Genomic DNA, 25,171 nt, shown 5'->3' with positions numbered 1-25,171 from the left:
AAAGAGTGACGGGTTCATTCTGATTATTAACTTTAATAATTTAAAACTATGAGCAACAGAATATTATTAGTAGAAGACGACCAGAGTTTCGGGGCAGTGCTGAAGGATTATTTAACGATAAATAATTTTGAAGTTACTCTTGCCACCGATGGAGAACAGGGATTGAAAGAATTTACGGAAAATGAATTCGATATCTGTATTTTCGACGTGATGATGCCAAAAAAAGACGGGTTCTCCTTAGCTGAAGACGTTAAAAAAATCGATAAAAATACGCCGATCATTTTCCTTACGGCCAGAAATATGAGAGAAGACATCCTGAAGGGCTATCAGCTGGGTGCCGACGATTATATCACCAAGCCTTTTGATACGGAATTGCTTTTATATAAAATCAAGGCCATCCTTCAGAGAAGCTCAACCCTGGAAAATGAAGAGCAGGAACAGTTCAAGATCAGCAACATTTTCTTTGATTCCATGTTGAGACAACTACGCGTTGGCGATAATGAATACAAGCTTTCCCCGAAAGAGAATGAGCTGCTGAAGCTTTTGTGCATCCACAGAAACGATTTTATGCCAAGGGATCTTGCCTTGAGAAAAATCTGGAAGAAAGAAAACTATTTTACGGCAAGAAGTATGGACGTTTACATCGCGAAACTCCGTAAGCTGCTGAAAGACGATGAAGGATTGGAAATCATCAACGTACACGGTGAAGGATTCCGGCTTCTGGTTAAGAATTAATTCCTAAATATCGATTACAAAAATAAAATTAGCAAAGCAATTCAAAATGTTTTGCTAATTTTGTTTTATATGAAGAATACGTTATTAGGTCTGATGGCCTTATCCATAGTAGCCGTTTCCTGTAAAAAAGATGAAAGAGCGACCTATATTGCAGAAGAAGCAGGTGTTAAACAGCCAGCTTCTCCTGTAAATCAGGCTCCGAAAGCTTCGCTGATAGATCAGGCGGGCATTACCACCACTTCCGGTTCCGGAACGGCCACCGTAACATCGGCCGGTATGAATCCACCTCACGGACAGCCGGGACACCGGTGCGACATCCCTGTCGGGCAGCCTTTAAATTCAGCTCCTCAACAACAGAATGCACAGAACCTTACCGTAAATACTCAGCAGGGACAGGCCATCCAGATTGATCCGAATGCCCTGCAGCCCGGAAAGTTTACCGTTGATAAAAGCGGAAAAGCAAAAACCGTAACCCCAAAAGGCATGAACCCGCCTCACGGAGAACCGGGACACCGATGCGATATTCCCGTAGGACAGCCGCTGAACAGCAAACCTGCTCCCGTACAGCAACCGGTTCAGCAGGCAGTGGCACAAAACACTCCGGCGCCTGCTTCCACCCGGGTGCCTACAGGACCTAAACCTGCGGTGAACCCTCCTCACGGAGAACCTTGGCACAACTGCGCCGTGAAAGTTGGTGAAGCTTTGCCGTAAATTTTGTACTTTTGCAGCATGAAATTATTTCAGATCATAACGCTTATTTTCTGTTTGGGGATTTTTCTGGTTCCTAAAGATAATTTCTATGCCCAGAACAGGCAGGAAACCTGCTGCAAAAATGATTCTGAAATGAGCTGTTGCAAAAAAGACCATCAGCATCAGCAGCACTCCAAAGAAAATCATGGTAAGCAAGGGAAGAAATCTTCATGCAACGACGATTGCTGTTCTACCTGCGTTACCTGCTACAATTATATAGAAACGCCGTATGCCAAGAATCCGCAGGCGGAGATTCCGTATTATCAATCCGATAAAAATTTACCGTTCGAATATTCGGACCCGTATCTTTCAGGCCGTTTAAAAGAAATCTGGCAACCGCCGAAAATAGGTTAATTAAACAAATTCAATAACGCATCACGTTAGCAATTTATCAATGATTATCAGATGATTAAATTGCTATACTGCTGCATTAAATTTAATTTAACCTAAATTTTTTAAACCCATGAAATTATATATTTCCAGGATTATTCTTGGTATATTCTTAGTATCTGCCTCCTTTATATCTGCCCAAAGTCTTTCAAAAAACAGTTTTATGGTAAAAGGGAACTGCAATATGTGTAAAGAAAGGATTGAAAGCGCCGCCAAAAAAGCAGGGGCTAAAACAGCGGTTTATTCCGTAGACCTTCAGACGTTAACCATAGAAACCGATAATGCCGTTTCTGCAGACGGGATCTTAAAAGAAGTAGCTGATGCCGGCCATGACAATGAAAAATTCAAAGCTTCTGAAAGCAGTTATCAGGCTCTTCCCGGCTGCTGCCATTATGAGCGGAGTGCACAGATTGTAACTACAGAAAAGCCCGATTATCCTGTAAAAAAGGAAAACGAATTTTACGTAAAAGGCAACTGCGAATCCTGCAAGGCCAGGATTGAAAAGGCAGCTAAAGAGGCCGGTGCCGATGCTGCCGAATGGAATGCGGAAACCCAGACCGTAGCCCTAAATTTTGATTTGGCTAAAACTTCATCCGATAAGATTTTAAAGAAAATAGCAGAGGTCGGTCACGATAACGAAAAGTACAGATCCAACGACAATATCTATAAAAACCTTCCCTCCTGCTGTCTTTATGACCGGGCAATCCCTTTTGGGGAAGCCAATCCGAAAGTTCATTCAGAAGAAGCTGAAGCACAGGAACACTTGGAGCATACTGTTTCCAATGCTGAACGTTCTGCCGGAAAAGCCATTGAAGGCGTAACAATAACAGGGTCGAAAGCCTCGACTTCATTACAGAAGAAAGAAGCCGGACTGGTTTTTAATATTGATAAAAAAGAATTATTGAAAGCCGCCTGCTGTAATTTATCCGAAAGCTTTGAAACCAACGCTACGGTAGACGTATCTTTCAGCAATGCGGTAACGGGAACCAAGCAGCTGAAAATGCTGGGGTTAGACCAAAAATACACCAGTTTAACGAAAGAACTGCTGCCTGAAATCCGCGGACTGGCTTCCGCGTACGGACTGAATTTCATCCCGGGACGGTGGATTGAAAGCATTCAGCTTACCAAAGGCGGCAGTACGGTAACCAACGGCTATGAAAGCATTACCGGACAGATCAATACCGAACTGCTGAAAAATGCCAAAGAGCCCGAAACTTCATTAAACCTGTTCGCCGATTTCAACGGAAGAACCGAAGCCAATATCACTAGCGTTTCGCCGATCAATGAAAAATGGTCACAGACTTTCCTGCTTCACGGAAACGGTACCTTCGGTGATACGGATATGAATGACGACGGTTTTCTGGACCGGCCGAAAGGAACCCAGCTGAATGCCGCTTATTTGCTCAATTACAATGATCTTGAAAAATCGGGACTCGGTTCACATTTCGGGATCAATTTCATTAAGGATGAGAGGACTTCCGGACAGATCGGCTTCGATAAAAAAATCCCGCAGGAAAAACAGTCGCTCTATGGCGTTGGCATTGATATTTCCAGATTCCAGGTATGGAATAAAACCGGCTATGTTTTCAAAGGAAAGCCGTACCAGAGCTTAGGTTGGATGAACCAGTATACCTATCATCAGCAGGACAGCTTCTTCGGATTGAGAAATTACTCCGGAAAGCAGCAGACGTATTATTCAAATCTTATTTTTGAAAGTATTTTAGGAAATACCAACCATAAATATAAAGCCGGGGCAAGCTTTATGTATGACGGCTATGACGAAACCTATTTAACGGGGAACTTCAAAAGAAATGAAATCGTTCCCGGAGCCTTTGCGGAATATACCTTAACCGGACTGAAATATACTTTGGTCGCCGGTGCACGGGTGGATTTCCACAATCTGGCAGGAACGCAGCTTACTCCAAGACTGAATTTCAAATATGATTTTACGCCGCAGACCATCCTGAGACTTTCTGCGGGCAGAGGTTTCAGAACAGCCAATGTTTTCGCGGAAAGCCAGCAGTATTTTGCCTCTAACAGAAGCATTCAGATCCTGGGGAACGGCGGGAACATCTACGGCCTTAAACCTGAAATCGCCTGGAACTACGGAGCCAGCCTGCAGCAGGAGTTTAAAATCTTCGGAAGGAAATCAACCGTTGTGGCCGATTTTTTCAGGACCGATTTTCAGGATCAGGTGATGGTGGATCCGGACCGTTCCCCTCAGCAGCTGGTCTTTTATAACCTGGAAGGAAAATCATTTGCCAATTCATTCCAGACGCAGTGGGATTTTATGCCGTTTAAGAATTTTAAGGTCCGCTTGGCTTACAAATATTACGATGTTCAGGCCGATTACCTGAGCGGAAGAAGAGAAGTTCCTTTCATGGCGAAACACAGAGGGTTTGTGAATTTAGCCTATGCAACCAATAAAAACAGCAAGGGCGGATTCTGGAGTTTCGATACCACCCTGAATGCTGTCGGAAAACAGAGGCTGCCAGATACGTACTCCAATCCTGCTGCATTCCGGCTTCCGGCGTACTCCGGATCCTATGCGGTTCTGAATGCCCAGGTTTCAAAGAACTTCAATAAAAAAATCAGGGTTTATGCCGGTGGCGAAAACCTTACCTCGTATTACCAGAAAAACGCAATCGTGGATGTGAAGAATCCTTTCGGAAATTATTTCGACGGCGGAATGGTCTACGCTCCGGTTATGAAAGCGAATTTTTATGTGGGGCTGGATGTGAGTTTTTAGGGTTGATTTTGAACAGAGTAGCCTCTGGTCGAATTACAATTAATTTAACATGAACTTGAGCTGAAATAAGATGAGCTGGCTGAAATTTAATTTATCATATTTCATCAATTGCATCGGGCTTTAGCCCGACATGAAAATTGTAATTCCAGCTTGGCTTTAGCCAAAACGAACCATATATTTCGGTTAAAGCCGCTCATTATCCGCCATATGGTGACGGGGCTAAAGACCATTTCTATTGATATTGAATATTATACTTAGCATGTTAAAAAACATTCAGCATGGCCTAAAAAGCGTTTAATTTAAGCCATGCTTTTTTGTATCTTTCCCTAAAGAAATCCATCACTGAAGATGCTTATTTTTGAAGACCAATACAAAAAACTAGGTTTTGAAATCTTTTCTGAAGAGAATCTGCAAACCTTTACTGAGGCAAGATATATTTCTGAAATCAGAATTTTCTATGTTCCGGCAGGATATGAACTGACAGTAGACTTTAAGCAATACAGCATTGAAAAGCCGGCCTTATTTTTTCTGACCAACCAGCATCTGCAGGTTGAAAAAGCATCAGGGGTATCCCGTCTGATTTATTACAACCGTGATTTCTACTGCATCCAGATCCATGATAAAGAAGTGGCCTGTGACGGTCTGCTGTTCCATAATGTTTTTGAAATTCCTTTTGTGGAGCTTGATGACGCAGAAGATTCAGTAATTAAAAATTTATTTCAATATATCAAAGAAGAACTCGAGGGTAAAGATTCTTCGGCTGAGGAAATGATCCGGACTTATGTAAAGCAGATCATCATCCGTGCCACCCGGAAATGGAAGAAACAGAACCTGGATAACGATGACATCAAAATTCCGGGAAACGAACTGGATATTTTCAGGGATTTCAGCCGGCTGCTGGAAATCCATTTCCGGGAAAAGCATCATGTTGCAGAATATGCGGAGCTTCTTCATGTTGCTCCTAAAACCTTGACTCATAAGTTTAAAAACTTAAAACTGGAATCCCCGAACCAGTTTATTATCAACCGCATTTTACTGGAAGCCAAAAGACTCTTGTTTTACACAGATAAGGCTGTGAAAGAGATTGCCTACGATCTAGGGTATGAAGATCCGGCCTATTTCAACCGTCTATTTACCAATAAAACCGGAAATACACCTGCTCAATTCAGGAAAAGTTATATTTTGGGAAAAAAGTACAAGATTTAGTTCTTTTTATCTAACGCTTCGGAATAATATCTGCTATACCTTTGTCCTGTCAAAACAACACAGTTAACAATAATAAATTAAAAATAATATGAAACGTAACGCAACAGCCGTTTGGAACGGTACCGTCAAAGAAGGAAAAGGACATTTAACAACACAGAGCACTACTTTAAACCAGACCCAGTACTCTTTCAACAGCCGCTTTGAAGAAGGCGTGGGGACGAACCCGGAAGAACTGCTGGCAGCAGCGCATGCAGGATGTTTCACCATGAAACTTAGTGCAGAGCTTTCACAGGCAGGTTTTACTCCTGAGGAATTAACAACCAAATCCGTGATCACCTTAGACCCGAGTATCGGAAAAATTACAAAATCCGAGCTTACTTTAACGGCAAAAGTTCCGGGAATTTCTGAAGAAGAATTCCAGAAATATGCTAAAATTGCAGAAGAAGGATGTCCGGTAAGTGCCGCGTTCAACTTTGAAATTACCCTGCAGGCGACTTTGACCAATTAAATATGATCAAAGAGATTTATCCTGTAAATCTTAACCTGATATCAATGAAACGGGCTTTCGGCCCGTTTTTCCTTTTTAAAAAACTAGCCCGTCTCATTCAGTATAAAAATTTAATCAGAATAAATATACCGATCGGTATATTTTTATATATTTGTACTCTCATTCAGCCTTATGTCAAAAGCGGAAAAGACAAAACAATTCATTATTGAGAAAACAGCTTCTTTGTTCAATACGAAAGGTTATACTTCCACGTCTTTATCTGACATTTCCGAAGCGACCGGATTAACGAAAGGCAGTATCTACGGCAATTTTCAAAATAAAGATCAGCTGGCCCTTGAAGCCTACCGGTATAACGCCGGTTCGTTGAAAGCAAATATGGTCCTTGCCTTCAGTGACAGGTTTCCGACTGCCGTTGATAAACTGTATGCTCTTGTTGCTTTTTACAGAAAAAACTGGCATTCCGTATTTTTAAATGGTGGCTGCCCACTGATGAATGCGGCAACAGAAGCAGACGATACATTTCCGGATCTGAAAGACCAGGTAAAAAAATCCTTTGAGGAATGGATGGCCAAAATCTCGGAAGTCATCACCCAGGGCCAGAAAGCCGGAGCGCTGAATGAAAAACCGGATGCCGAAGAATATGCCTCCTTGTTTGTCATGATGATCGAAGGCGGAATTTTATTATCCAAAACCACAGGTGATGAGAAGTTCCTGAACCTTGCGCTGGATCGTATCCTCAAAATCATTGATACCGAATTGGTAACGGCATCTTCAGAAAAAAATAAAAATTAAATATAATATGGATAAATTAGCAGTCCTGAAAAGCTTTACCGGAAAAGAATTCACGGCCTCCCCTTCCCCGTTTATGCGATGGCTGAATCCGGTGGTATTGTCTGTGGAAGAAGGGCAGATTGAATTTCAGTATACCGTAAGGCAGGAATGGCTGAACCCGATGGGCAATCTTCACGGAGGCGTTACCGCTGCGATCATGGATGACATTATCGGAGCTACAATGTTCTCCCTGAACGAGGAAACTTTTATTGTTACCATCAATAACAGCATTGATTATTTTTCAACCGCTAAAGAAAACGATCCTATTATAGCCAAAACAAAAATCATTAAAAGAGGAAAGCAATTTGTAAACGCACAATGCGAAATCTGGAATGCGGATAAAACCCGCCTGATTGCCAGAGGAACCTCTAATTTATTCAAAATCAGCAATTAAATGAAAAGAGTTGTTATTACAGGTCTTGGCGCAGTGACGCCTTTAGGAAATAATGTCGGAGAATTCTGGCAGAACAGCATCAACGGAATCAGCGGTGCCGGAAAAATCACCCATTTTGATACTGAAAAATTTAAAGTCCATTTTGCCTGTGAGGTTAAAAATTTTGACCCGAAGGCCTATCTAACCCATCATGAAATCAAAAGAAGCGACCTTTTCTCCCAATACGCCATGTATTCTGCTGCTGAAGCGTTGAAGGATTCCGGTCTTGAGCTTGAAAAGATGGATCCCTTCGATACCGGCGTGATCTGGGGAACTGGACAGGGCGGAATGTGGACCTTCGAAAGCGAGGTGATGGAATTCACCAAAGGAGACGGTACTCCGCGATTCAATCCTTTTTTTGTTCCCAAATTCATTGCCAATATGGCTTCGGGAATGATCTCGATGAAATTTGGCCTTCAGGGCATTAATTATACGACCATTTCGGCGTGCGCTACAGGAAATACGGCACTGATGGATGCTTTCAACTACATCAGGCTCGGCAAAGCCAAGGCGATCGTAAGCGGCGGATCCGAAGCGGCCATCACGCCTGCATCGATCGGAGGCTTCTCTATTATGAAAGCCATGTCTACCCGGAATGACAATTTTGCTACTGCCAGTCGTCCCTATGATGCGGACCGGGACGGATTTGTAATGGGAGAAGGGGCAGGCGCTCTAATCTTAGAAGAATATGAACATGCCAAAGCCAGAGGCGCAAAAATCTATGCGGAACTTGCGGGAGCTGCGATGACCGCCGATGCTTATCACATGACGGCACCTCATCCTGAAGGAACGGGCGCCATCAAAGCGATGCAGCTGGCATTAAATGAAGCAGGCATCAATACGGAAGACATCGATTATATCAATCCGCATGCTACTTCCACCCCAATGGGTGACCTTGTAGAGCTGAATGGAATCAACAGACTGTTTAAAGGGAGCACGAACCTGGACATCAGTGCCACTAAATCCATGACCGGCCATTTGCTGGGGGCTGCCGGAGCAGCAGAAGCCATTTTGTCGATCAAAGCCATTGAGAACGGAATCATTCCGCCGACCATTAACCTTCACAGGATTGATGAGAATATTCCGAAGGACCTGAATATTGTTTTTGGGGAGGCAAAAGAAAAGAATATCAATTATGCTTTAAGCAATGCTTTCGGATTCGGAGGCCACAATGCTACTTTGATTTTTAAGAAGTTCCAGTAATTTTGATAGGCTGGAAGAGGGAAGCAGGACGCCGGAAGTTTTATTTACAGCATTATGCTTCCGGATCCTAGAACAAATTGAATATCATTTCCATTGTACGATTATACAAGCATCAGTACACTAATTATTAAACTTGTGAATAAAATTAACGCAAAGCCTGATGATTGCTCTTTTTATTTCTAAAGGGAGCAAAGTGGAGCCGCAAAGCTGCCGATGAAGCGGATGGGTCATGCTCACACTTCATCAGATCAGCTTGCTGATCTTTTCTTAACTTCCTTATCTTATACATTGGGAAAGTAAAAACTTTGCGTTTGAAAAATTCAGCGCTTAGAAAAAGAAGAAATACATTTTGGATCACGTAAAAAGCAGCCTTTCGGCTGCTTTTTCACTGTACGAATTTATATAAACACCATATGATGATGTTGAATTAGTCGGAATCTTTGTCTGCAATAAAAAGATCGTCCGCATCTTCTGCAATCGGGATGTAAAGCCTTTCCCAGACTTTGCTTTTTACCATATCCCAGCTGTGGCCTTTTCCTTTCAGGTCTTCTGCCAGCAGTACCGTTCCCGGTTTGATCATAAAAGTGGATCCGTCGGTTACTTTGAATCTGATGTTTCCTTTGATGGTAATTACGTATTGCCTTCTTGGTGCAGGATGGGCATTTTTTTCCCATTCCTCGGTCTTATTGCTCATCCAGAACGTACTGGTGTTCATGTGTTTCAGTGTCGGGATCTTCCCTTTTTCAAAAGTGCAGGTACCGTCGGGCTTATTGATGAGCCTGATGGCTGGAATGGATTCCGTGGTTTCTTCTACTTTAACTCTCACATGCTTTTTGTGATGATCTTGTGCATTCATAAAACTCATAGTTGAAAATGCTACAACAAGGCTCATGCCTTTAACAAAGTTTTTCATTTTAAATAAGATTCTTTTTTATGGGTTGTAAACGGTATCGTGAACCGCCATTCTTTCAAAGAACGGCTTGTATTTCTGTACGAGGGCAAGGTGCTCCGGAAGTTTCCCGTACGCTTCAAGGGCTTCCAGGCTGTCGAATTCCATGGAAACGTTATAGGTAAAACTGTTATCCAGGACACTTCTCGGGCTGGAGGCTGCCGGCTTTCCATAGCGGAGATTTTTCTGGTAAGGAAGTTGGGCCAGTCCTTTGAAAAAGTTCTCAAATTCTTTTACTTCAGCTTCAGAAAGATCTTTTCTGAGCCAGAACAATAAATAATGGAAATACACTTTTTTCTTTTTTATAGGGTTAAACACAGGTAAGGCAGAGGCCAGCATATTCCCGGAGATCAGCAGGAATGCCGAGGCCTGTACCGAACGGAATAAAAATTTTCTTCTTTCCATAATAAATATAATTTTGTTGTGGTTTACTGTTCTTCATGAACAGAAGTTGTTATTTAGTTAAAATCAATCCTGTATTTCAGGACGAACTGCCATTTCCGGTCTGAAACCACGGCATTATTACCGGCATCCGGCGTAAATACTGGGCGGTTCTGTGCATCGAAAGTAAGCCTGGAAGACATCCCGTTCATCAGCAGGGAAACTCCGGCATCATAAATCACCGCATTGTCATGAAGGGCTTTCAGGTCAGAAAGCTGCACGCCTACGGCAGGCTGGAGCTGCAGGTTTTTCTTTTCTTTATTTAAATAAGGCAGTGTTCCTCCCAACTGCAGGTAATAGGTATTTCCGGTTCCGATCACAGGCATGGCATTTCCGGCGCCGTTAAGGCTCGCCAGCGAAGCATCTGCCGAAGTAGCCGGGTTATTGGTTCCGACATAGCGGACATAATTCGGACCGTAATCATTGTGCATTGCCATGGCATAGGCACTTACGGAAGTTCCTTTTTCCTTGTTCAGCGGAGCATCATAGAACAGGTCTACAGCAAAGCTCTTCATATCGTCATTCACCGTATTTTTAGCGGCATCCTGATGCCACATCGCATTGTGGATATAATCGAATCCTGCTCCAAGGCTCAGCACATTCTTTTTCCCCACGTACGTCCCGGAATTGAAGGGAGTTGAAATATTTTCCGTATCCAGGAAAGCATAACGGAAATACCCTGAAAAATCTTTATGGGGCGAATTTTTACTGAAGGTGGACACATTTGGTTTCGGTTCGGCAGTTGCCATGGTATAAGGATCTGCCACGACCAGGCGGTAGTCAAATTTCCCAAGCTGCCCTTTGATATAGGCACTGAGCTCCCTTACAGTATAATCCGTGGCACCGGCATTGGAAGTAGCATAGGCAGGAAGGTCATACAGCAGCGTATTCAGCGGCCCTGTCGTAAAACGGGAAAGCCCTCTCCAGGTGGAGCGCCCGGCCCCAAAAGCAATTTTATCATTAAATGCATATTCTGCATAGGCATCCAGCAGATCAAAATAATTGCTTCCTTTTGCATTTACATTTATATTGGTGGTTCCTCCCTGAAGCACAAACATCAGTTTTTCCGTCGGTTTATACGTCATTTTCACCCTTACTCTCCGCAATGAAAGATCCGATACGTCTGATTTTGCATCGTTGTTGATCATACTTCCCGGATTCAGCTGGGCATAACGGGCCCACAATTCGGCATATCCGCTGAATGAAATATACCGCGTATGCTGTTCGTTAAGATAATGGGTCAGTGCGGGATTGCCGAAATCATTCTTTTTCTGTGCTTCCGCTGTCTGGCTCATCCCGGCCAGTAAAGCGATGATAAGTCCGGTTTTAAGATACCTTTTGTCCATAGTGTTTCAATCCTCTTTTCGTTGTTTTGACAGGGCAAAATTAGCTTTGAAGAACCGGGAATGCCGTTAGAAAACTATTAGAAAACCTTTAGAAAACCATTAAACGGGAGATTCCGTTTTTCCGGAAGTAAAATATGAGATACCTTTGTATGGGATTCGTACAGTGTCGGATTCAGGCTTTAAAAAGTCAGATCCGGTTCGGCTTCCTCCCTGAAACAGTATTCCAGATGAAAATTTTAATCATAGAAGACAACGCTCGGGTTTCCGCACTGCTGAAGCGGGGCCTTGAAAGCCAGGGCTATCAGATCTACATTTCGGAAGATGCGGAAGATGCCCTGATCATGGCAGACCGGATGGCATTCAGCCTGATCATTACGGATATTATGCTTCCGCAGATGAACGGGATTGAGTTCAGCAAAATCATCAGGCAAAAATACCCTGACCTTCCGATTATTATGCTGACTGCCCTGGGAACCATTGATGAAAAGATCGAAGGTTTCGATGCCGGAGCCGATGATTATATGGTAAAACCCTTTGAGATCAGGGAACTGTATGCCCGAATAAAAGTCGTGCTGCTGAGAAAATCATCATTGCCAAAAAAAGAGGAAACGCCGGATCTTATCCAATATCACCAACTTTTGATCCATCAGAAGACCAACCGCGTATTCCGGGATGGAAGAGAAATTATCCTTACACCAAAGGAATTTAAACTGCTGGTTTTTCTCATGACCCATGCAGAGCGCATCCTGACCCGGGAAGAAATTGCAGAAAATGTGTGGGGCAACCATTTTGATACGGGAACCAATTACATAGACGTATATATTGCCTATCTGCGTAAGAAAATTGATAAGGATTTTGATGAGAAACTGATTCACACCAAGCCCGGAACGGGATTTATTTTTACCAGGAACTTATGAAAATCGCTACCCGGACTGCGTTGATGTACGCACTGATAACGGCAGGCATCCTCTTCGTTTTTGCCTACGTCCTGTATTTTGTCTCCGAAAAAAACAGGAATGATGAATTCAATGACCGTTTAGGCTATAAAATTATCTGGAGGGCAGAGTTTATCTTCGATGCCAATATAAACGGCAATAAAATAAAAAAGCTTCATGAACGAAACAAAAAAATGCTGAACGAAGCTGACATCAGTGTCTACAACAGTAAAAAACAACTGATTTTTACAGATATTAAACCCAGTTCGAAAAATCCGTATTACCTCAACCAGCTGATTAAAACCGGAAAAGATAAACTTACCTGGCAAAGAAGAGAGCGGCAGTACATGGCTTTCCGGTATGAATTTAACGGTAATAACTTTTATATCATCGGAAGTGCTGTTGACGTGACGGGACTGGCCCATATCAAAGAATTCAGAGATGATATTATCGTCATTTATATTATCTCCGTTCTGGTTATTTTTGTCACGGGTTTTTTATTTTCTTACTATACTTTAAAGCCTTTAAAGGATATTATCGTTCAGATCCGGGATATTTCCGAGCATAACCTTCACAAAAGACTGGTGGTTCCCAAAGCAAAAGATGAAATCTATGAGCTCACCGAAACATTTAATTCCACCTTTAACCGGCTGGAGAAATCATTCAGCAACCACCGCCAGTTTGTGACGACGATTTCCCATGAATTCCGGACCCCGCTTTCTACCCTGATTGCTGAACTGGAGCTTGCCAAAGAACTGAATGTTACCCTGGACGATTATAAAATTTCCATCAACAATGCCCTTCAGGACGCAACCCATGCCTCACAGCTTTCCTCCGCATTGCTGGATTTTGCACGGGCCAGCTATGATGCTTCCCAGATCAGTTTTACCGACCTCCGGCTGGATGAGATCCTGGCAGATGCCAAAGTCGATCTGCTTCAGAAGAACCAAGACTACAGGATCGGCATTCACTATATGGATAATCTGGGTGATAAAGACGAAAGCAATTACGATTTTCACGGAAATCCTTATCTCTTGCAGGTGGCTTTTCTGAACCTCATGGAAAATGCCTGTAAATATTCGTCGGACAGAAGCTGCCGGGTGGAAATCGAAGTTCACAGCCAGACGCTGGATATCCGATTTATTGACCACGGGGCCGGGATTGATGAAAAGGACCGGAATAAAATTTTCGACCTGTTTTACCGCGGAGCTAATAAAAACGGTGAAAAAGGAAACGGGATTGGTTTATCAATCGTTAAAAGAATCATTGAAATGCATCATGGCACCATTTTACTGACTTCGGTTCCCGGGGAAGGAAGTATTTTCCAGGTGCGGTTTATTTCCGATAATAAAAAAAGCAGCCTTACCTAAGACTGCTTTTCTGTTTTATTCTGTTTTTATGCCTTCAGCCATTCCGATTTGGATAGGTAGTTCTGATCCGGGTAATAGATAAAAAGAAGGTTTCTTCCTTTGATCGTATTGATAATCGGCTGGGTAAGATCCCTTGGAACTGCCGGGCACCCCCAGCTTCTCCCGATTCTCTTATGTATGGAAGCAAACTGGTCACTTACATAATCAGCACCGTGCATTACGATTGCCCTTCTGTAAGCCGCATCATTAAACCCTTTGTCCATACCCAACAGCTTCAGAGAATAGCCGTTGTCTCCCTGGTAAGTAGCATCCGTGATATAAAATCCTAAGCTGCTCTGCAGCGAACTTTCCGTATTAGAAAAATTCGTCGCAAATTCGTCGCCTGTATTTTTACCGTGTGCTACCAATGAGTTGAACAACACTCTTTTCTCGTTCATGTCGATCACCCAAAGTCTTTTGGTATTGGATGACATGGAAAAATCGCATACCGTCAGCAGGTGCGAATCCGGATTGAGAAGACCTGCTTCTTTCAGGTTTTCAAATCCTGTCATGGCTTTAAAGAAAACGTCGGGATTAAGCTCGTGGCCCTGCTCAAAGGTAATGGAGTGGTATAATTCTTCGGATGAAGACATGGTCTTTTCTGCTTTCACAGAATTCATTTCAACTGATTTTTCAATTCTTTTGGTATTGGATTCATTTTTCATAACAGCCTTTTCAGGAGACCCGTAAAATGAAGTGGTAATCATGTAAACAATACCGAGTACGCTATAAATTCCTTTCATTAAAAATATTATGTTAAATACAATTGCGGGAACAAATGTATAAAAACATAATGGGTCAGGCGTTATAACTCTAAAAGTTTAACGCTATTTAAGAAACTTTAACGTGCTGGTTTTTAGAATTTAAACCAGTGTTTATTTTTCAGAATCCGGTAGGAATTCAAGGCTTACGGAGTTCATACAATACCGTAATCCGGTAGGCTGAGGCCCATCATCAAAGACGTGACCAAGATGCGAATCACATCTTTTGCAGAGCACTTCTACCCTTTCCATACCGAATGCCGTATCTCTTTTATAGTATACACCTTCTTTATCGGCTTCAAAGAAACTCGGCCAGCCACAGCTGCTGGAAAATTTGGCATCCGAACGGAACAGATGGTTTCCGCAAACAGCACAATAATATTCTCCTAGCTGATCGAACTCATTATATTTTCCGGTGAAAGGCCGTTCTGTGGCCGCTTCTCTGGATATCGCATAGAGATCAGGTGATAGGATGTTTCTCCATTCCTGATCCGGAATATCAAGTTTGGTCCGGTCGGTCCGGGAATAGTATGGATTGTTTTTTGCTTCGTATTCCATATCGTCTGTTTAACGGATTGGTATCAGCTAAAATCAAACCATAAGCGAATGAAAGTTTTAAAATTTAATTATTTTTAAGTAATTAATTCTGTTTCCTGATATTGAAAAAGATATAGCGAATTGATTTTAAATTATTTAAATACAAAACCATTTATCATGCTGACAATAAAAAATTAAATTGGAAAAAATCATCAACAATAACCGCATACCTAACTTTATGAATGATGAAGCAAAAAGAAAACAGCTGAATACATACAAGGCCTTCGCCACCGGGCTGTTTTTGCTGATGGCCATTATTTTTATTATCACGACCGTTCTCCAGAAGCGTATGGATTCCCACTGGATCGGCTATGTCCGTGCTTTTTCGGAAGCTGCCATGGTCGGCGCGCTTGCCGACTGGTTTGCCGTGACTGCCTTGTTCCGCCATCCGCTGGGCCTTCCGATTCCGCATACCAACCTTATTGAAAACAGCAAGCAGCAGCTGGGCGATAACCTGGGTGGATTTGTCGTAGAAAATTTCCTTTCTCCCCAAAACATCCGTCCCTACATCCAGAAGCTGAAAATTTCAACTTTTGTAGGGGAATGGCTCGGAAAAGAAAAGAACCAGGAAGTCCTGATCACGAATATTTCCGATATCGTCCTGGATATCCTGAATAAGCTTGACGATGCGGAAGTGAGCCAGTTTATCAGCCGTAAAGTTTCTGAAATGGCCGCAGATGTCAAGCTCAATACAATCATCGGCAACGGGATTACTTATGTTACGGAGAAGAACGACCATCAGCGGATGGTGACCAGCCTTTCTTCTCAGATCAAAAATTATATTCTTGAAAACAGTGAACTGATCAAAGACCGCGTGAGAAAAGGGAGCTATACCTTTATCCCTTCTTTTGTTGATAACAAAATTGCGGATAAAGTTACCATCGGTCTCTCCGATTTTTTTGCTGAAATCGAAGAAAACCCAAACCATGAAATCAGGGATCTTATTACCCAAAGAATCCAGGAATTTTCTGCCAGCCTGGCTGAAGACCCGAAATGGGAACAGGAATTTACCACCATTAAAAACGATCTCCTGCAGCCGGAAAAACTGGATGAATATTCCCATGACATCTGGGCTTCCATAAAAAAGACCGTTACCGAAGAGCTTCAGCAGGAACATTCTGCCCTGAAAACCTATCTTTCCAAAAACCTGAATGAATTTGCCCTGAATTTAAATACCAATGAAACCCTGCAGGACAAAATTGACGGTTGGGTCCGTGTAACAGCCTATAAATATATTCTTAAAAACACTCATCAGTTCGGGAACCTTATCAGCTCAACCGTCGGCAACTGGCAGGGAAAAGAATTAAGCGAGAAGCTGGAGCTGGAAGTCGGAAAAGACCTTCAGTTTATCCGGGTGAACGGAACATTGGTCGGCGGGTTGGTCGGACTGATTATTTATACGGTAGCGCATTTTTTCCTGTGATTCAATTATTCTGCTTTTTTGACGCACGCAGACACAGGGTTTTACCCTGTACTGATACAGGTCCTCTCTTTGGGGTTCTAGAACTGAAAAATTATTATTTATCCTGTCTTTACAGTTTCTTGCCGGGTAAAATGACCTACTTATTTAAATATAAATTTTTAGTTTTTTCACCTATTTTTATATCTTTACTTTTATATAATTAATCATCAAAATAAAAACAACAAATGGAACGAAAAATACATCAGGGCAGAAACATAAAACGATTCAGGGAAATGCTGGGAATCAAGCAGGAGGCATTGGCTTTCGATTTGGGTGAGGAATGGAATCAAAAAAAAATCTCACAGCTTGAACAGAAGGAAACGATTGAAGATCCTCTGCTTCAGAAAATATCCGGAGTCTTAAAAATTCCAGTGGATGCATTCAAGAACTTTGAGGAGGAATACGCTGTAAATATTATTGCCAATACTTTTTCCCTGGATAACGGTTCATTATTCAGTGCCCGTGACATGCATGGTACAAGCCAGGTATTTACACCGGTAGAAACCATTCTTAAAATCCATGAAGAAAAAATTACCCTTTATGAAAGAATGCTTAAAGAAAAAGATGAAATACTAGTGAAACTTGAAACTTTAAGGCATCCTCAATAAAAAGGCTGATCAAACATGATCTTGTAAAATTAAAAAGCAACATCCGGAAGATGTTGCTTTTATTATTATATTTCAATAAGTTCCTTTTTTTTCCTGCTCTTTATCTATTAAGCCAAGAGCCAGAAGCACTATCTCGGCAAGCGGCTTGCTCTTTTGAGGACTTCCCGGTTGATATCGTTGATGAGTTCCGGGCCTTCGTAGATGAAGCCGGTATACAGCTGCACCAGGCTTGCACCGGCATCCAGCTTTTCAATGGCATCTTTAGCCGAATGAATACCGCCGACGCCGATGATCGGGAAAGCACGGCTGCTTTTCTCGGAAAGGTAGCGGATCATCCGGGTGCTGCGTTCACGGATCGGTTTTCCGCTCAGGCCGCCGTTGCCGATTTGGGCCAGGACTTCCGGTGACGTCTTCAGTCCTTCCCGGTTCACGGAAGTATTGGAAACGATAACCCCGTCGATTTTCGTTTCTGCGATCAGATCGATGATTTCATCTAGCTGGCGGTCGTTCAGATCAGGAGCGATTTTTAAAAGGATTGGTTTCTGAACGGTTTTGGAAAGGTTGATTTTTTTAACTTCGGTAATCAGCTCACGCAGGTATTCCACATCTTCCAGCTTGGCGTGGCTTCCTACATTCGGGCAGCTTACATTAAGGACAAAATAATCAACATGCGGATGAAGGCCTTCAAAGCACTGCAGATAATCGTTGGTGTACTGTTCCGGGGCCGTATCCGTATTTTTTCCGATGTTTCCGCCGATGATGATTTTCCCTTTGTTGCCTTTCAGCTTTTCGACAGCGGCTTCAAGCCCGTCGTTATTGAATCCCATCCGGTTGATGATCCCGCCGTCTTCAATGAGACGGAACAGTCGTTTTTTAGGATTCCCGGCCTGTGCTTTAGGCGTTACCGTACCGATTTCCACGAATCCGAACCCAAGGTCTGCCAGTTCATTGAAGAGTACGGCATTTTTATCGAACCCGGCGGCAAGTCCGACCGGATTTTTGAATTTCAGGCCGAAAACTTCTCTTTCAAGACGTTTGTCTTCAACAGGTTTCGGTAAAAATAATTTAGTAAGAAAGCCGAAATTCTTAAGCATCGAGAAGGTAAAGTGATGCACGGCTTCAGGATCGAATCTGAAAAGGATCGGGCGGATCAGCGATTTGTACATGCCTGGTTTTTGGGGTACAAAGATACTGATTTTTAACTGAAGGCCGAAATTGTTTATTCAGGCCGGCCGTCTGACTTTTTTAATTTGAAAATGGGAGAATTTGGAAATTTGAAAATGAGGCAGGACTAATGAAACTGCCAGGTGATTAATGAAGTATCTTTCAATGATCCTTAACATACGCATTCAGGTCAAGCCCGAGAAGATCGCCCACTTTTTTAAATTCTTCGTCTATCGTGGCGGTTACCGTAATTCTTTCTTCAGAAACCGGATGGGTAAAAGTGAGCTGGAAGGCATGGAGCGTCATTCGGGTCATATTAAAAGTCTGCAGCAGCAATTTGTTCTGCTTGTTGCATCCGTGTTTACGGCAGCCTAAGATCGGATGCAGAATATGCTTAAAATGCTTTCTCAGCTGATGAAATCGTCCTGTTTCCGGAATGGCTTCCACCAGGCAATACCTGGACGTCTGATGTTTTAAAAAAGGCAAATCGATTTCCGAAGTCTGCAGCCGGCGATAATAAGTCACAGCATTCTGTTTTACTTCATTTTCATTGATCAAATCATAATCAATGGTTTCTTCTTCTTTCGTCCAGCCGCGAAGAATAGCAATGTATTTTTTTTCAACTTCCCGTGTGGCAAACTGATCACTCATTGCCCTCAGCGTTTCTTTATCTAAAGTAAACAGCAGAACGCCTGAAGTCTTCCGGTCCAAACGGTGTACCGGATGCACTTTTTGTCCGATCTGTTTTTTCAGTTCCTGAACAGCGTAAGTATCTGCTGTTCCTGCATAAAAAGATTTATGAACAAGCAGTCCACTGGGTTTGTTGATGGCAATAAGATGTTCGTCGCGGTAAAGGATTTCTAGCATGCGGCAAAAATAGAGATTTCTGTTTATCCGGCTATCATCAAAGCCATAACAAAATATTTTTTATCTTCTACCCTTATTTCTGTAACATTTCCGGGCTGATATGCTCTAAATTCTAAAAGGATCAATGCACGATTTAAACTTCGATGAAATTTACCATACATACTGGAAAAAAATTTTCAGGCTTTGCATGGGATACCTCAATGATGATGAAATGGCAAAAGATCTGTGTCAGGAAACTTTTATAGCGGTTTTTCAGCAGCTGCCGAATTTTCGTCAGGAATCCAGCATCGGAACCTGGATCTACAGAATTGCTACCAATATCTGTCTGCGGCGGGTTCATATGGAGAAGAGAATGCCTAAAAGCGAACTTCCTTACCAGATCAAAGATACCCCGGGAAAAGAAGATAAGCTGGAGCAGGAAAAAATGACTGATTTCCTGTATCAGTGTATTTCCGAACTGCCTGAACTGGAACGGATCATTATTTCTCTGGAACTTGAAGAGATGAAACAGAAAGAAATCGCGGATGTAGTAGGAATATCTCCTGCTAACGTCAGGGTAAAGATTCACCGAATCAAAGAAAAATTAACCGAAAAATTTACGAAATATGGCCACTCATTATAATTTCCGGGAAATATGGAGCAAGAAAGATGCTGATATTCCAAACGTAAAAGAAATAAAAGCAAAGGCTGAACGATACAGGAAGATACAATTACTGAAGGATATTGGTAACATTGTATTCCTGGTGGTCATTGCATTGCTGGTAGCCGGCATATGGGTACGGACTCATTTTATATTCTTCACCACAAAATTAGGAATTGCACTGATGCTTATGGGCCTTACTTTTTATATCTATCTGTTATATCAGAAGTTCAACAGCTTAAAGAAAATCAATCCTGCTGCTACGAATCAGGATTATTTGAGCAGTATGAAAAAAACGGAGCAGCATCAGATTTATATGCAGACAAAAGGTCTGAGTTTCTATTATATCAGTTTGTCTTCAGGGTTTGCTATCTATTTCTATGAACTTACGCTAAAAATGTCCTGGACTGGCGTCTTATGGGTATATATAGCCACATTTTTTTGGATTGCTGTTGCCTGGTTTATCATCAGACCGAGGCAGATCAAAAAGCAAAAAGAAAAAATATCTGCAGTAATCCGGTCTTTGGAGAAACTGGAAAAAAGCTTTGAGGAATAATGCTGCTGAAAGAAGACGTAAAAATGAATCATCAGACCTATCCGGCAAAGACCTTTTGGGTTCCTGTTTTTTCAGCGGTGCTGTACAATCCGTTTCCCTATGTTTTGAATCTGCTATTATTCATCAAATTTTAAATAAAGATTAAAAAACGGCAGCAGGCTGTTTTCTATTCTTCCGTTTTCCTTGCTGACTTCGCTTCCGTGGGTTCCGATGTATTCTTCGGCTTCGTGTTTAATCTTCAGCAGTTCGAGGCTCTGGCTGAAACTCCGGCAGGTAACCGGGATGTGTCTGAATTCATCATTCCTTCCCCAGTCGAATTTAATGGCTTTTAATTTTTTGAGATTTTCATAATGGGTGAAAGGCAGTTCCGAAACGGAATTGTTTTTTAATTCTTCCACGACGCCTGCATTTACCTTTACATTTTCTCCATCGAAGGAAAAAGGAAGATCAGCAAAAAACGGAGGCTTGCGGCTGTTCCCGTTATAGGCTCTGGCGATGGCATAAAGAATGGTGGCTCCGGCATTTTCAGGTTTTGAAAGGTCCTTTACTTCTTTTATATAGGATGTATTTTTATAAGCATCTATTTCCGTGAGTGCAAAGTACCGTGCATCCAGGACTCCGGGAGAAAGCGCATAGACGGAGGAAAAGGTTTCGGGATGAAGGATGGCATTACGTAAAGCGCCGTTTCCGCCCATGGAGTGTCCGGCAATACCACGGCTGTCTCTATTAGGCATCGTCCGGTAACGGCTATCGACAAAATTCACCAGTTCTTCCGATGTAAAATCCGACCAGCTGCCGGAAGATTCCGAATTGGCATAAAAACTCCCTTTGAACACCGTGCTTTCATCCGGCATAACGACAATAACCGGCTTTATCTTCTTCAGATGGATGGCGCGGTCGAAAATCCGGTTGATTTTGTCATTGTTTACCAGCAGGCTGTCGCTCCAGAAGAAGCCATGCAAAAAGTAAATCACCGGATACCGCTTTGAAGAGATTTCATAGTCCGGCGGAAGGTAGACCGAAACCCTTCGTTTGGAGTTTTCGCCTGCCTTGTTCTCTAAGGTTTTCGCTTTAATATGCGTGGTGATTACTTTACCTGCAGGAATTTCCTGTGCGGATAAGAAGTTGGTAAACAGCAATAGAATAATAATCACAAAGAGGGGTCTTTTCATTGGATTTATTTTTGGAGACTGACAAATATCGCTAAATTATCTCAAATTGAGACAATAAATATAAAAGAGGCTTTACTCTTTAAATTTACCTTTTAAAATTTGCATAAATTCCTGTGTCTTTCTACTTTTGCAAAAATTTTAATCCATGAAAAAGCTTCTGTTAACGGTTCTTTTAAGTATTTTTCCACTCATTGTATGTGCACAGCATTCGGACTCGCTGAAACTGGGAAAGTCCAACCGTGAATTTTTTATTAAAGGTGACCAGAAATTCAAGTTTTCCGAATACCGCAAAGTATTCACCAATCCGGAAGCCTTAGGCTACATGAAAAAATCCAACACCAACGGTATAGTGGCCCAAATATTCGGTGCCATCGGCGGCGGGCTTATCGGTTTCGGACTGGTAAAGGAAATTACCAAAAATAAAACCGTTTATTATAACGGAGTTGCTGTGAAGGAAAAGCAAAAAGGAGGTTGGGGCCTGATCGGTGCAGGATTAGGTGCTATCGGAATCGGGATTCCTTTTGCGATAAGCGGCGGCAAAAATCTGAAGAAAGCGGTAGACACGCAAAATCAGAATCCGGGAACTGATGAGAGGAAAGCAACTTCTTACCGTCTTGAACTCAGCGGAAACAGCATCGGCCTGACGTATCATTTTTAAGAAATATCGAAAGCAGTTTAAAAAACTTCTTTTTTGTTGGGTATCAACTGAAAACCTACTGGATTCTTGAAACCTGCCTGGTTTATTTTTGGTACTCATTCCCAGCCCTGATTGCAGCGGCATCCTTTTCCGGAAGGCATTGCGCGGGCGGAAAAGATACAGCGGAAAGCAGGTTCCCGGCTCCTTACCAGCCTATCCTGCAAAAACTTCCCGCTTCCGTCTTCCAACTTCCCTCTTTTTCACTACTTTTGCACTTCAGACGTTAAAAAAATTTATGGCAAAGCAAGAAGATGTTTTCAAGAAAGTGATTTCTCACGCTAAAGAATATGGTTTTATTTTCCCATCGAGTGAGATCTACGACGGGTTATCCGCTGTGTATGATTATGGACAGAACGGTGCCGAACTCAAAAATAATATCAAACAGTATTGGTGGAAAGCGATGGTACAGCTGAACGAAAATATTGTGGGTATCGATTCGGCCATCCTGATGCACCCGACGACCTGGAAGGCATCCGGGCACGTAGACGCTTTCAACGATCCATTGATTGACAATAAAGATTCCAAGAAACGTTTCAGGGCAGACGTCCTGGTAGAAGATTACTGTCTGAAAATCGAGGAAAAAGAAAAGAAGGAGATTGAAAAGGCAGCCAAAAGATTCGGTGAAGCTTTTGATAAAGACCAGTTTGTCGCTACAAATCCAAAAGTAACGGAATACAGGGCTAAAAGGGAAGCGATTCTTTCAAGACTGGCCAAGTCCCTGGAAAATGAAGACCTTGCTGATGTAAAAGCCCTGATTGAAGAGCTGGAAATTGCCGATCCTGATACCGGATCCAAAAACTGGACGGAAGTACGACAGTTCAACCTGATGTTCGGAACTAAATTAGGGGCTTCCGCAGATTCTGCAATGGACCTTTATTTACGTCCTGAAACGGCGCAGGGTATTTTCGTAAATTTCCTGAATGTACAGAAAACTTCCCGTCACAGACTTCCTTTCGGGATTGCCCAGATCGGAAAAGCGTTCAGAAACGAGATCGTCGCGAGACAGTTTATCTTCAGGATGCGTGAATTCGAGCAGATGGAAATGCAGTTTTTCGTAGCACCGGGAACCGAGCTGGAGTTCTACGAGCAATGGAAGCAGAAACGCCTAAACTGGCATTTGGCTCTGGGACTGGGTGATGACAATTACCGCTTCCATGACCATGAGAAGCTGGCGCATTATGCCAATGCTGCCGCCGATATCGAATTCAACTTCCCGTTCGGTTTCAAAGAGCTTGAGGGAATCCACTCGAGAACGGACTTCGATTTAAAAGCTCATGAGGAAGCTTCAGGAAGGAAGCTTCAGTTTTTCGATCCGGAAAGAAACGAAAACTACGTTCCGTACGTGGTGGAAACTTCGGTTGGGCTGGACAGGTTGTTCCTTGCCTTATTCTCCCACTGCCTGAGAGATGAAACCCTGGAAGACGGTTCGGAAAGAACGGTTCTCTCTTTACCTCCGGCACTGGCGCCGATTAAAGCGGCGATCCTTCCGCTGATGAAAAAAGACGGACTGGCAGAATATGCCGAACAGATCTTCAACGACCTGAAATACGATTTCAATTTATTCTACGAAGAGAAAGATGCGATCGGAAAACGTTACCGAAGACAGGATGCGATCGGTACGCCTTACTGTATCACGATCGATCACGATTCACTAACGGATCACACGGTAACCATCAGAGACCGGGATACGATGCAGCAGGAAAGGGTTCCCGTTTCGGAACTGCGGAGAATTATCGACGAAAAAACAAGTTTCAGAAACTTACTTTCAAAAATATAGACGGAAGCCCTGAGAAATCGGGGCTTTTTTATTTAATATACCATAAGGTGCAATTATGTCAAAGAAATAATTATTTTTGCGTGATTTTAAAATACCTTATAACCATGAAGAAATTACTTATTTCGACTGCAGCATTTTTTGCACTGGCAAGCTGCTCATCCACTGATACCATTGAAGAAAACCAGCCTGTTGACCTCACAACGGTTCTTCCTACCAAGCTTACCGAAACCAATAACAGCGGCCAGCCTTACAGCATGACGTTTAAATACGAAGGCAACAGGATTCTTGAATCAGCTGAAGTCGGAGCTGCTAATAAAACAACCTATACCTACAACGGTGACCTGATTATAAAGGCAGATGATTATGAAAACAATAAGCTGGTTTATACCCGCGAATTTACTTATACCAACGGAAAGGTAACTGCTGAAAAAGTTACGGATAAGCACAACGGAACATTAACGTATACTAAAAATTACCAGTATTTAAGTGATAACCACGTGCAATACAACGATTATGCAGGCGGTACTTACAATCCTTCAACCGGCATTTACAGCAATCTCACATTCTCCCAGAATGACGTATACATTTCCAACAGCGGAAATAAGATCAGTGCAACGTCTGTTGCAAATGGGGTATCCACCGTTTATACCTACAGTTATGACGGTGATTACAGTCCATTCAAAAATGTAAGGGGATATAACAAGATTGTTTTGTTCGATTCTATGGACGGGGAATACGGAAACAACAACCTGCTTCACCAGACGGCAACTTCCAGCGGAGTGAACGGCGGTACAACCAGCATTACGGGAACCCATACGTTCAACAGCAACGGTTTCCCGGTAAAAAGCGTAATCGCAAGCTCAGGAAACAGCGTTATTCCTCCTGCTTCTCATACTTATGTATACGAATACAACAAATAAAAATAGCAGGCCCTGAGAGATCAGGGCTTTTTTAGTATGCACTTTATAAACAATATTTAACGTTG

General features: G+C 42.5%; 26 protein-coding genes. 18 read left to right on the top strand and 8 right to left on the bottom strand.

What is annotated here, in order from left to right:
- Nucleotides 1–48 precede the first annotated feature (48 nt).
- The 9 genes from FY557_RS15585 (at nucleotide 49) to fabF (ending at nucleotide 8,805) form a co-directional block, all read left to right on the top strand.
- Entirely contained in the window at nucleotides 49–735 is a 687-nt protein-coding gene (locus FY557_RS15585) for a response regulator transcription factor (protein WP_027380477.1), read from the top strand.
- 69 nt (nucleotides 736–804) lie between these two features.
- On the top strand, nucleotides 805–1,446 hold the full coding sequence (locus FY557_RS15580; protein ID WP_149248166.1) for a hypothetical protein: 642 nt from the start codon (nucleotides 805–807) through the stop codon (nucleotides 1,444–1,446).
- A gap of 18 nt (nucleotides 1,447–1,464) precedes the next feature.
- Complete coding sequence (locus tag FY557_RS15575) at nucleotides 1,465–1,839, top strand: hypothetical protein (RefSeq protein ID WP_149248165.1); 375 nt, start codon at nucleotides 1,465–1,467, stop codon at nucleotides 1,837–1,839.
- A 109-nt stretch (nucleotides 1,840–1,948) separates the two neighbouring features.
- On the top strand, nucleotides 1,949–4,624 hold the full coding sequence (locus tag FY557_RS15570; RefSeq protein WP_185151743.1) for a TonB-dependent receptor domain-containing protein: 2,676 nt from the start codon (nucleotides 1,949–1,951) through the stop codon (nucleotides 4,622–4,624).
- A gap of 348 nt (nucleotides 4,625–4,972) precedes the next feature.
- On the top strand, nucleotides 4,973–5,830 hold the full coding sequence (locus FY557_RS15565; protein WP_149248164.1) for a helix-turn-helix domain-containing protein: 858 nt from the start codon (nucleotides 4,973–4,975) through the stop codon (nucleotides 5,828–5,830).
- 88 nt (nucleotides 5,831–5,918) lie between these two features.
- Nucleotides 5,919–6,338, top strand: coding sequence for an OsmC family protein (locus FY557_RS15560; protein WP_149248163.1), 420 nt, complete (start codon nucleotides 5,919–5,921; stop codon nucleotides 6,336–6,338).
- 171 nt (nucleotides 6,339–6,509) lie between these two features.
- Nucleotides 6,510–7,130: a TetR/AcrR family transcriptional regulator gene (locus FY557_RS15555; RefSeq protein WP_149248162.1), complete on the top strand. Its 621-nt coding sequence runs from the start codon at nucleotides 6,510–6,512 to the stop codon at nucleotides 7,128–7,130.
- A gap of 7 nt (nucleotides 7,131–7,137) precedes the next feature.
- A complete protein-coding gene (locus FY557_RS15550) occupies nucleotides 7,138–7,563 on the top strand; it encodes a PaaI family thioesterase (protein WP_149248161.1) in 426 nt (141 codons plus the stop codon).
- Nucleotides 7,564–8,805, top strand: a complete 1,242-nt coding sequence (fabF, locus tag FY557_RS15545; protein ID WP_149248160.1) for a beta-ketoacyl-ACP synthase II — start codon at nucleotides 7,564–7,566, stop codon at nucleotides 8,803–8,805.
- Between the two features lie 427 nt (nucleotides 8,806–9,232).
- Here fabF and FY557_RS15540 read toward each other — a convergent pair whose 3' ends face one another.
- Genes FY557_RS15540 through FY557_RS15530 form a run of 3 tightly spaced genes read right to left on the bottom strand, consistent with a single transcriptional unit; the run spans nucleotide 9,233 to nucleotide 11,541 of the window.
- Nucleotides 9,233–9,718: a hypothetical protein gene (locus tag FY557_RS15540; RefSeq protein ID WP_149248159.1), complete on the bottom strand. Its 486-nt coding sequence runs from the start codon at nucleotides 9,716–9,718 to the stop codon at nucleotides 9,233–9,235.
- Between the two features lie 18 nt (nucleotides 9,719–9,736).
- Complete coding sequence (locus FY557_RS15535) at nucleotides 9,737–10,159, bottom strand: Dabb family protein (RefSeq protein WP_149248158.1); 423 nt, start codon at nucleotides 10,157–10,159, stop codon at nucleotides 9,737–9,739.
- 53 nt (nucleotides 10,160–10,212) lie between these two features.
- Nucleotides 10,213–11,541 (bottom strand): hypothetical protein, encoded by a 1,329-nt coding sequence (locus FY557_RS15530; RefSeq protein WP_149248157.1) that lies wholly within the window; start codon nucleotides 11,539–11,541, stop codon nucleotides 10,213–10,215.
- A gap of 227 nt (nucleotides 11,542–11,768) precedes the next feature.
- Between FY557_RS15530 and FY557_RS15525 the strand changes: the two genes are divergently transcribed.
- Entirely contained in the window at nucleotides 11,769–12,458 is a 690-nt protein-coding gene (locus tag FY557_RS15525; protein ID WP_149248156.1) for a response regulator transcription factor, read from the top strand.
- A complete protein-coding gene (locus FY557_RS15520; protein ID WP_149248155.1) occupies nucleotides 12,455–13,846 on the top strand; it encodes a sensor histidine kinase in 1,392 nt (463 codons plus the stop codon). The genes FY557_RS15525 and FY557_RS15520 overlap by 4 nt, the downstream gene beginning before the upstream one ends.
- Nucleotides 13,847–13,872: 26 nt before the next feature.
- Here FY557_RS15520 and FY557_RS15515 read toward each other — a convergent pair whose 3' ends face one another.
- Together FY557_RS15515 and msrB are read right to left on the bottom strand one after the other, a co-directional pair.
- Nucleotides 13,873–14,628, bottom strand: coding sequence for a murein L,D-transpeptidase catalytic domain family protein (locus tag FY557_RS15515; RefSeq protein ID WP_149248154.1), 756 nt, complete (start codon nucleotides 14,626–14,628; stop codon nucleotides 13,873–13,875).
- A 132-nt stretch (nucleotides 14,629–14,760) separates the two neighbouring features.
- Entirely contained in the window at nucleotides 14,761–15,204 is a 444-nt protein-coding gene (msrB, locus tag FY557_RS15510; RefSeq protein WP_149248153.1) for a peptide-methionine (R)-S-oxide reductase MsrB, read from the bottom strand.
- A gap of 217 nt (nucleotides 15,205–15,421) precedes the next feature.
- Between msrB and FY557_RS15505 the strand changes: the two genes are divergently transcribed.
- Together FY557_RS15505 and FY557_RS15500 are read left to right on the top strand one after the other, a co-directional pair.
- Nucleotides 15,422–16,666: a DUF445 domain-containing protein gene (locus tag FY557_RS15505; protein ID WP_149248203.1), complete on the top strand. Its 1,245-nt coding sequence runs from the start codon at nucleotides 15,422–15,424 to the stop codon at nucleotides 16,664–16,666.
- 224 nt (nucleotides 16,667–16,890) lie between these two features.
- On the top strand, nucleotides 16,891–17,313 hold the full coding sequence (locus FY557_RS15500) for a helix-turn-helix transcriptional regulator (protein ID WP_149248152.1): 423 nt from the start codon (nucleotides 16,891–16,893) through the stop codon (nucleotides 17,311–17,313).
- A 128-nt stretch (nucleotides 17,314–17,441) separates the two neighbouring features.
- Here FY557_RS15500 and FY557_RS15495 read toward each other — a convergent pair whose 3' ends face one another.
- Nucleotides 17,442–18,479 carry a quinone-dependent dihydroorotate dehydrogenase gene (locus tag FY557_RS15495; RefSeq protein WP_149248151.1) on the bottom strand — a complete coding sequence of 346 codons (1,038 nt, stop codon included), beginning with the start codon at nucleotides 18,477–18,479 and terminating at the stop codon, nucleotides 17,442–17,444.
- Between the two features lie 160 nt (nucleotides 18,480–18,639).
- Nucleotides 18,640–19,344: a pseudouridine synthase gene (locus FY557_RS15490; protein WP_149248150.1), complete on the bottom strand. Its 705-nt coding sequence runs from the start codon at nucleotides 19,342–19,344 to the stop codon at nucleotides 18,640–18,642.
- A 124-nt stretch (nucleotides 19,345–19,468) separates the two neighbouring features.
- On the opposite strand from FY557_RS15490, the gene FY557_RS15485 reads away from it, so the two are divergent.
- Nucleotides 19,469–19,966: an RNA polymerase sigma factor gene (locus FY557_RS15485; protein ID WP_149248149.1), complete on the top strand. Its 498-nt coding sequence runs from the start codon at nucleotides 19,469–19,471 to the stop codon at nucleotides 19,964–19,966.
- Complete coding sequence (locus tag FY557_RS15480; protein WP_149248148.1) at nucleotides 19,950–20,540, top strand: hypothetical protein; 591 nt, start codon at nucleotides 19,950–19,952, stop codon at nucleotides 20,538–20,540. The genes FY557_RS15485 and FY557_RS15480 overlap by 17 nt, the downstream gene beginning before the upstream one ends.
- A gap of 116 nt (nucleotides 20,541–20,656) precedes the next feature.
- Here the strand turns inward: FY557_RS15480 and FY557_RS15475 are convergent, their stop codons facing one another.
- Nucleotides 20,657–21,712, bottom strand: a complete 1,056-nt coding sequence (locus tag FY557_RS15475; protein ID WP_149248147.1) for an alpha/beta hydrolase — start codon at nucleotides 21,710–21,712, stop codon at nucleotides 20,657–20,659.
- Between the two features lie 145 nt (nucleotides 21,713–21,857).
- On the opposite strand from FY557_RS15475, the gene FY557_RS15470 reads away from it, so the two are divergent.
- The 3 genes from FY557_RS15470 (at nucleotide 21,858) to FY557_RS15460 (ending at nucleotide 25,106) form a co-directional block, all read left to right on the top strand.
- Nucleotides 21,858–22,370, top strand: a complete 513-nt coding sequence (locus tag FY557_RS15470; RefSeq protein ID WP_149248146.1) for a hypothetical protein — start codon at nucleotides 21,858–21,860, stop codon at nucleotides 22,368–22,370.
- A 274-nt stretch (nucleotides 22,371–22,644) separates the two neighbouring features.
- The gene (locus FY557_RS15465; protein WP_149248145.1) at nucleotides 22,645–24,186 is read left to right on the top strand and encodes a glycine--tRNA ligase; all 1,542 of its coding nucleotides are present in this window, start codon (nucleotides 22,645–22,647) and stop codon (nucleotides 24,184–24,186) included.
- 104 nt (nucleotides 24,187–24,290) lie between these two features.
- Nucleotides 24,291–25,106 carry a hypothetical protein gene (locus FY557_RS15460; protein WP_149248144.1) on the top strand — a complete coding sequence of 272 codons (816 nt, stop codon included), beginning with the start codon at nucleotides 24,291–24,293 and terminating at the stop codon, nucleotides 25,104–25,106.
- Nucleotides 25,107–25,171 lie beyond the last annotated feature (65 nt).

Source organism: Chryseobacterium sp. SN22 (genome assembly GCF_008329705.1).
Lineage (GTDB): Bacteria > Bacteroidota > Bacteroidia > Flavobacteriales > Weeksellaceae > Chryseobacterium.
The sequence above is the reverse complement of the archived record's forward strand: the minus strand, read 5'-3'. Positions and strand labels throughout refer to the sequence as shown.

Coding starts and splice junctions, on each gene's coding strand:
- FY557_RS15585 (WP_027380477.1), top strand. CDS start 49: ATGAGCAACAGAATATTATTAGTAGAAGACGACCAGAGTTTCGGGGCA.
- FY557_RS15580 (WP_149248166.1), top strand. CDS start 805: ATGAAGAATACGTTATTAGGTCTGATGGCCTTATCCATAGTAGCCGTT.
- FY557_RS15575 (WP_149248165.1), top strand. CDS start 1,465: ATGAAATTATTTCAGATCATAACGCTTATTTTCTGTTTGGGGATTTTT.
- FY557_RS15570 (WP_185151743.1), top strand. CDS start 1,949: ATGAAATTATATATTTCCAGGATTATTCTTGGTATATTCTTAGTATCT.
- FY557_RS15565 (WP_149248164.1), top strand. CDS start 4,973: ATGCTTATTTTTGAAGACCAATACAAAAAACTAGGTTTTGAAATCTTT.
- FY557_RS15560 (WP_149248163.1), top strand. CDS start 5,919: ATGAAACGTAACGCAACAGCCGTTTGGAACGGTACCGTCAAAGAAGGA.
- FY557_RS15555 (WP_149248162.1), top strand. CDS start 6,510: ATGTCAAAAGCGGAAAAGACAAAACAATTCATTATTGAGAAAACAGCT.
- FY557_RS15550 (WP_149248161.1), top strand. CDS start 7,138: ATGGATAAATTAGCAGTCCTGAAAAGCTTTACCGGAAAAGAATTCACG.
- fabF (WP_149248160.1), top strand. CDS start 7,564: ATGAAAAGAGTTGTTATTACAGGTCTTGGCGCAGTGACGCCTTTAGGA.
- FY557_RS15540 (WP_149248159.1), bottom strand. CDS start 9,718: ATGAAAAACTTTGTTAAAGGCATGAGCCTTGTTGTAGCATTTTCAACT.
- FY557_RS15535 (WP_149248158.1), bottom strand. CDS start 10,159: ATGGAAAGAAGAAAATTTTTATTCCGTTCGGTACAGGCCTCGGCATTC.
- FY557_RS15530 (WP_149248157.1), bottom strand. CDS start 11,541: ATGGACAAAAGGTATCTTAAAACCGGACTTATCATCGCTTTACTGGCC.
- FY557_RS15525 (WP_149248156.1), top strand. CDS start 11,769: ATGAAAATTTTAATCATAGAAGACAACGCTCGGGTTTCCGCACTGCTG.
- FY557_RS15520 (WP_149248155.1), top strand. CDS start 12,455: ATGAAAATCGCTACCCGGACTGCGTTGATGTACGCACTGATAACGGCA.
- FY557_RS15515 (WP_149248154.1), bottom strand. CDS start 14,628: ATGAAAGGAATTTATAGCGTACTCGGTATTGTTTACATGATTACCACT.
- msrB (WP_149248153.1), bottom strand. CDS start 15,204: ATGGAATACGAAGCAAAAAACAATCCATACTATTCCCGGACCGACCGG.
- FY557_RS15505 (WP_149248203.1), top strand. CDS start 15,422: ATGAATGATGAAGCAAAAAGAAAACAGCTGAATACATACAAGGCCTTC.
- FY557_RS15500 (WP_149248152.1), top strand. CDS start 16,891: ATGGAACGAAAAATACATCAGGGCAGAAACATAAAACGATTCAGGGAA.
- FY557_RS15495 (WP_149248151.1), bottom strand. CDS start 18,479: ATGTACAAATCGCTGATCCGCCCGATCCTTTTCAGATTCGATCCTGAA.
- FY557_RS15490 (WP_149248150.1), bottom strand. CDS start 19,344: ATGCTAGAAATCCTTTACCGCGACGAACATCTTATTGCCATCAACAAA.
- FY557_RS15485 (WP_149248149.1), top strand. CDS start 19,469: ATGCACGATTTAAACTTCGATGAAATTTACCATACATACTGGAAAAAA.
- FY557_RS15480 (WP_149248148.1), top strand. CDS start 19,950: ATGGCCACTCATTATAATTTCCGGGAAATATGGAGCAAGAAAGATGCT.
- FY557_RS15475 (WP_149248147.1), bottom strand. CDS start 21,712: ATGAAAAGACCCCTCTTTGTGATTATTATTCTATTGCTGTTTACCAAC.
- FY557_RS15470 (WP_149248146.1), top strand. CDS start 21,858: ATGAAAAAGCTTCTGTTAACGGTTCTTTTAAGTATTTTTCCACTCATT.
- FY557_RS15465 (WP_149248145.1), top strand. CDS start 22,645: ATGGCAAAGCAAGAAGATGTTTTCAAGAAAGTGATTTCTCACGCTAAA.
- FY557_RS15460 (WP_149248144.1), top strand. CDS start 24,291: ATGAAGAAATTACTTATTTCGACTGCAGCATTTTTTGCACTGGCAAGC.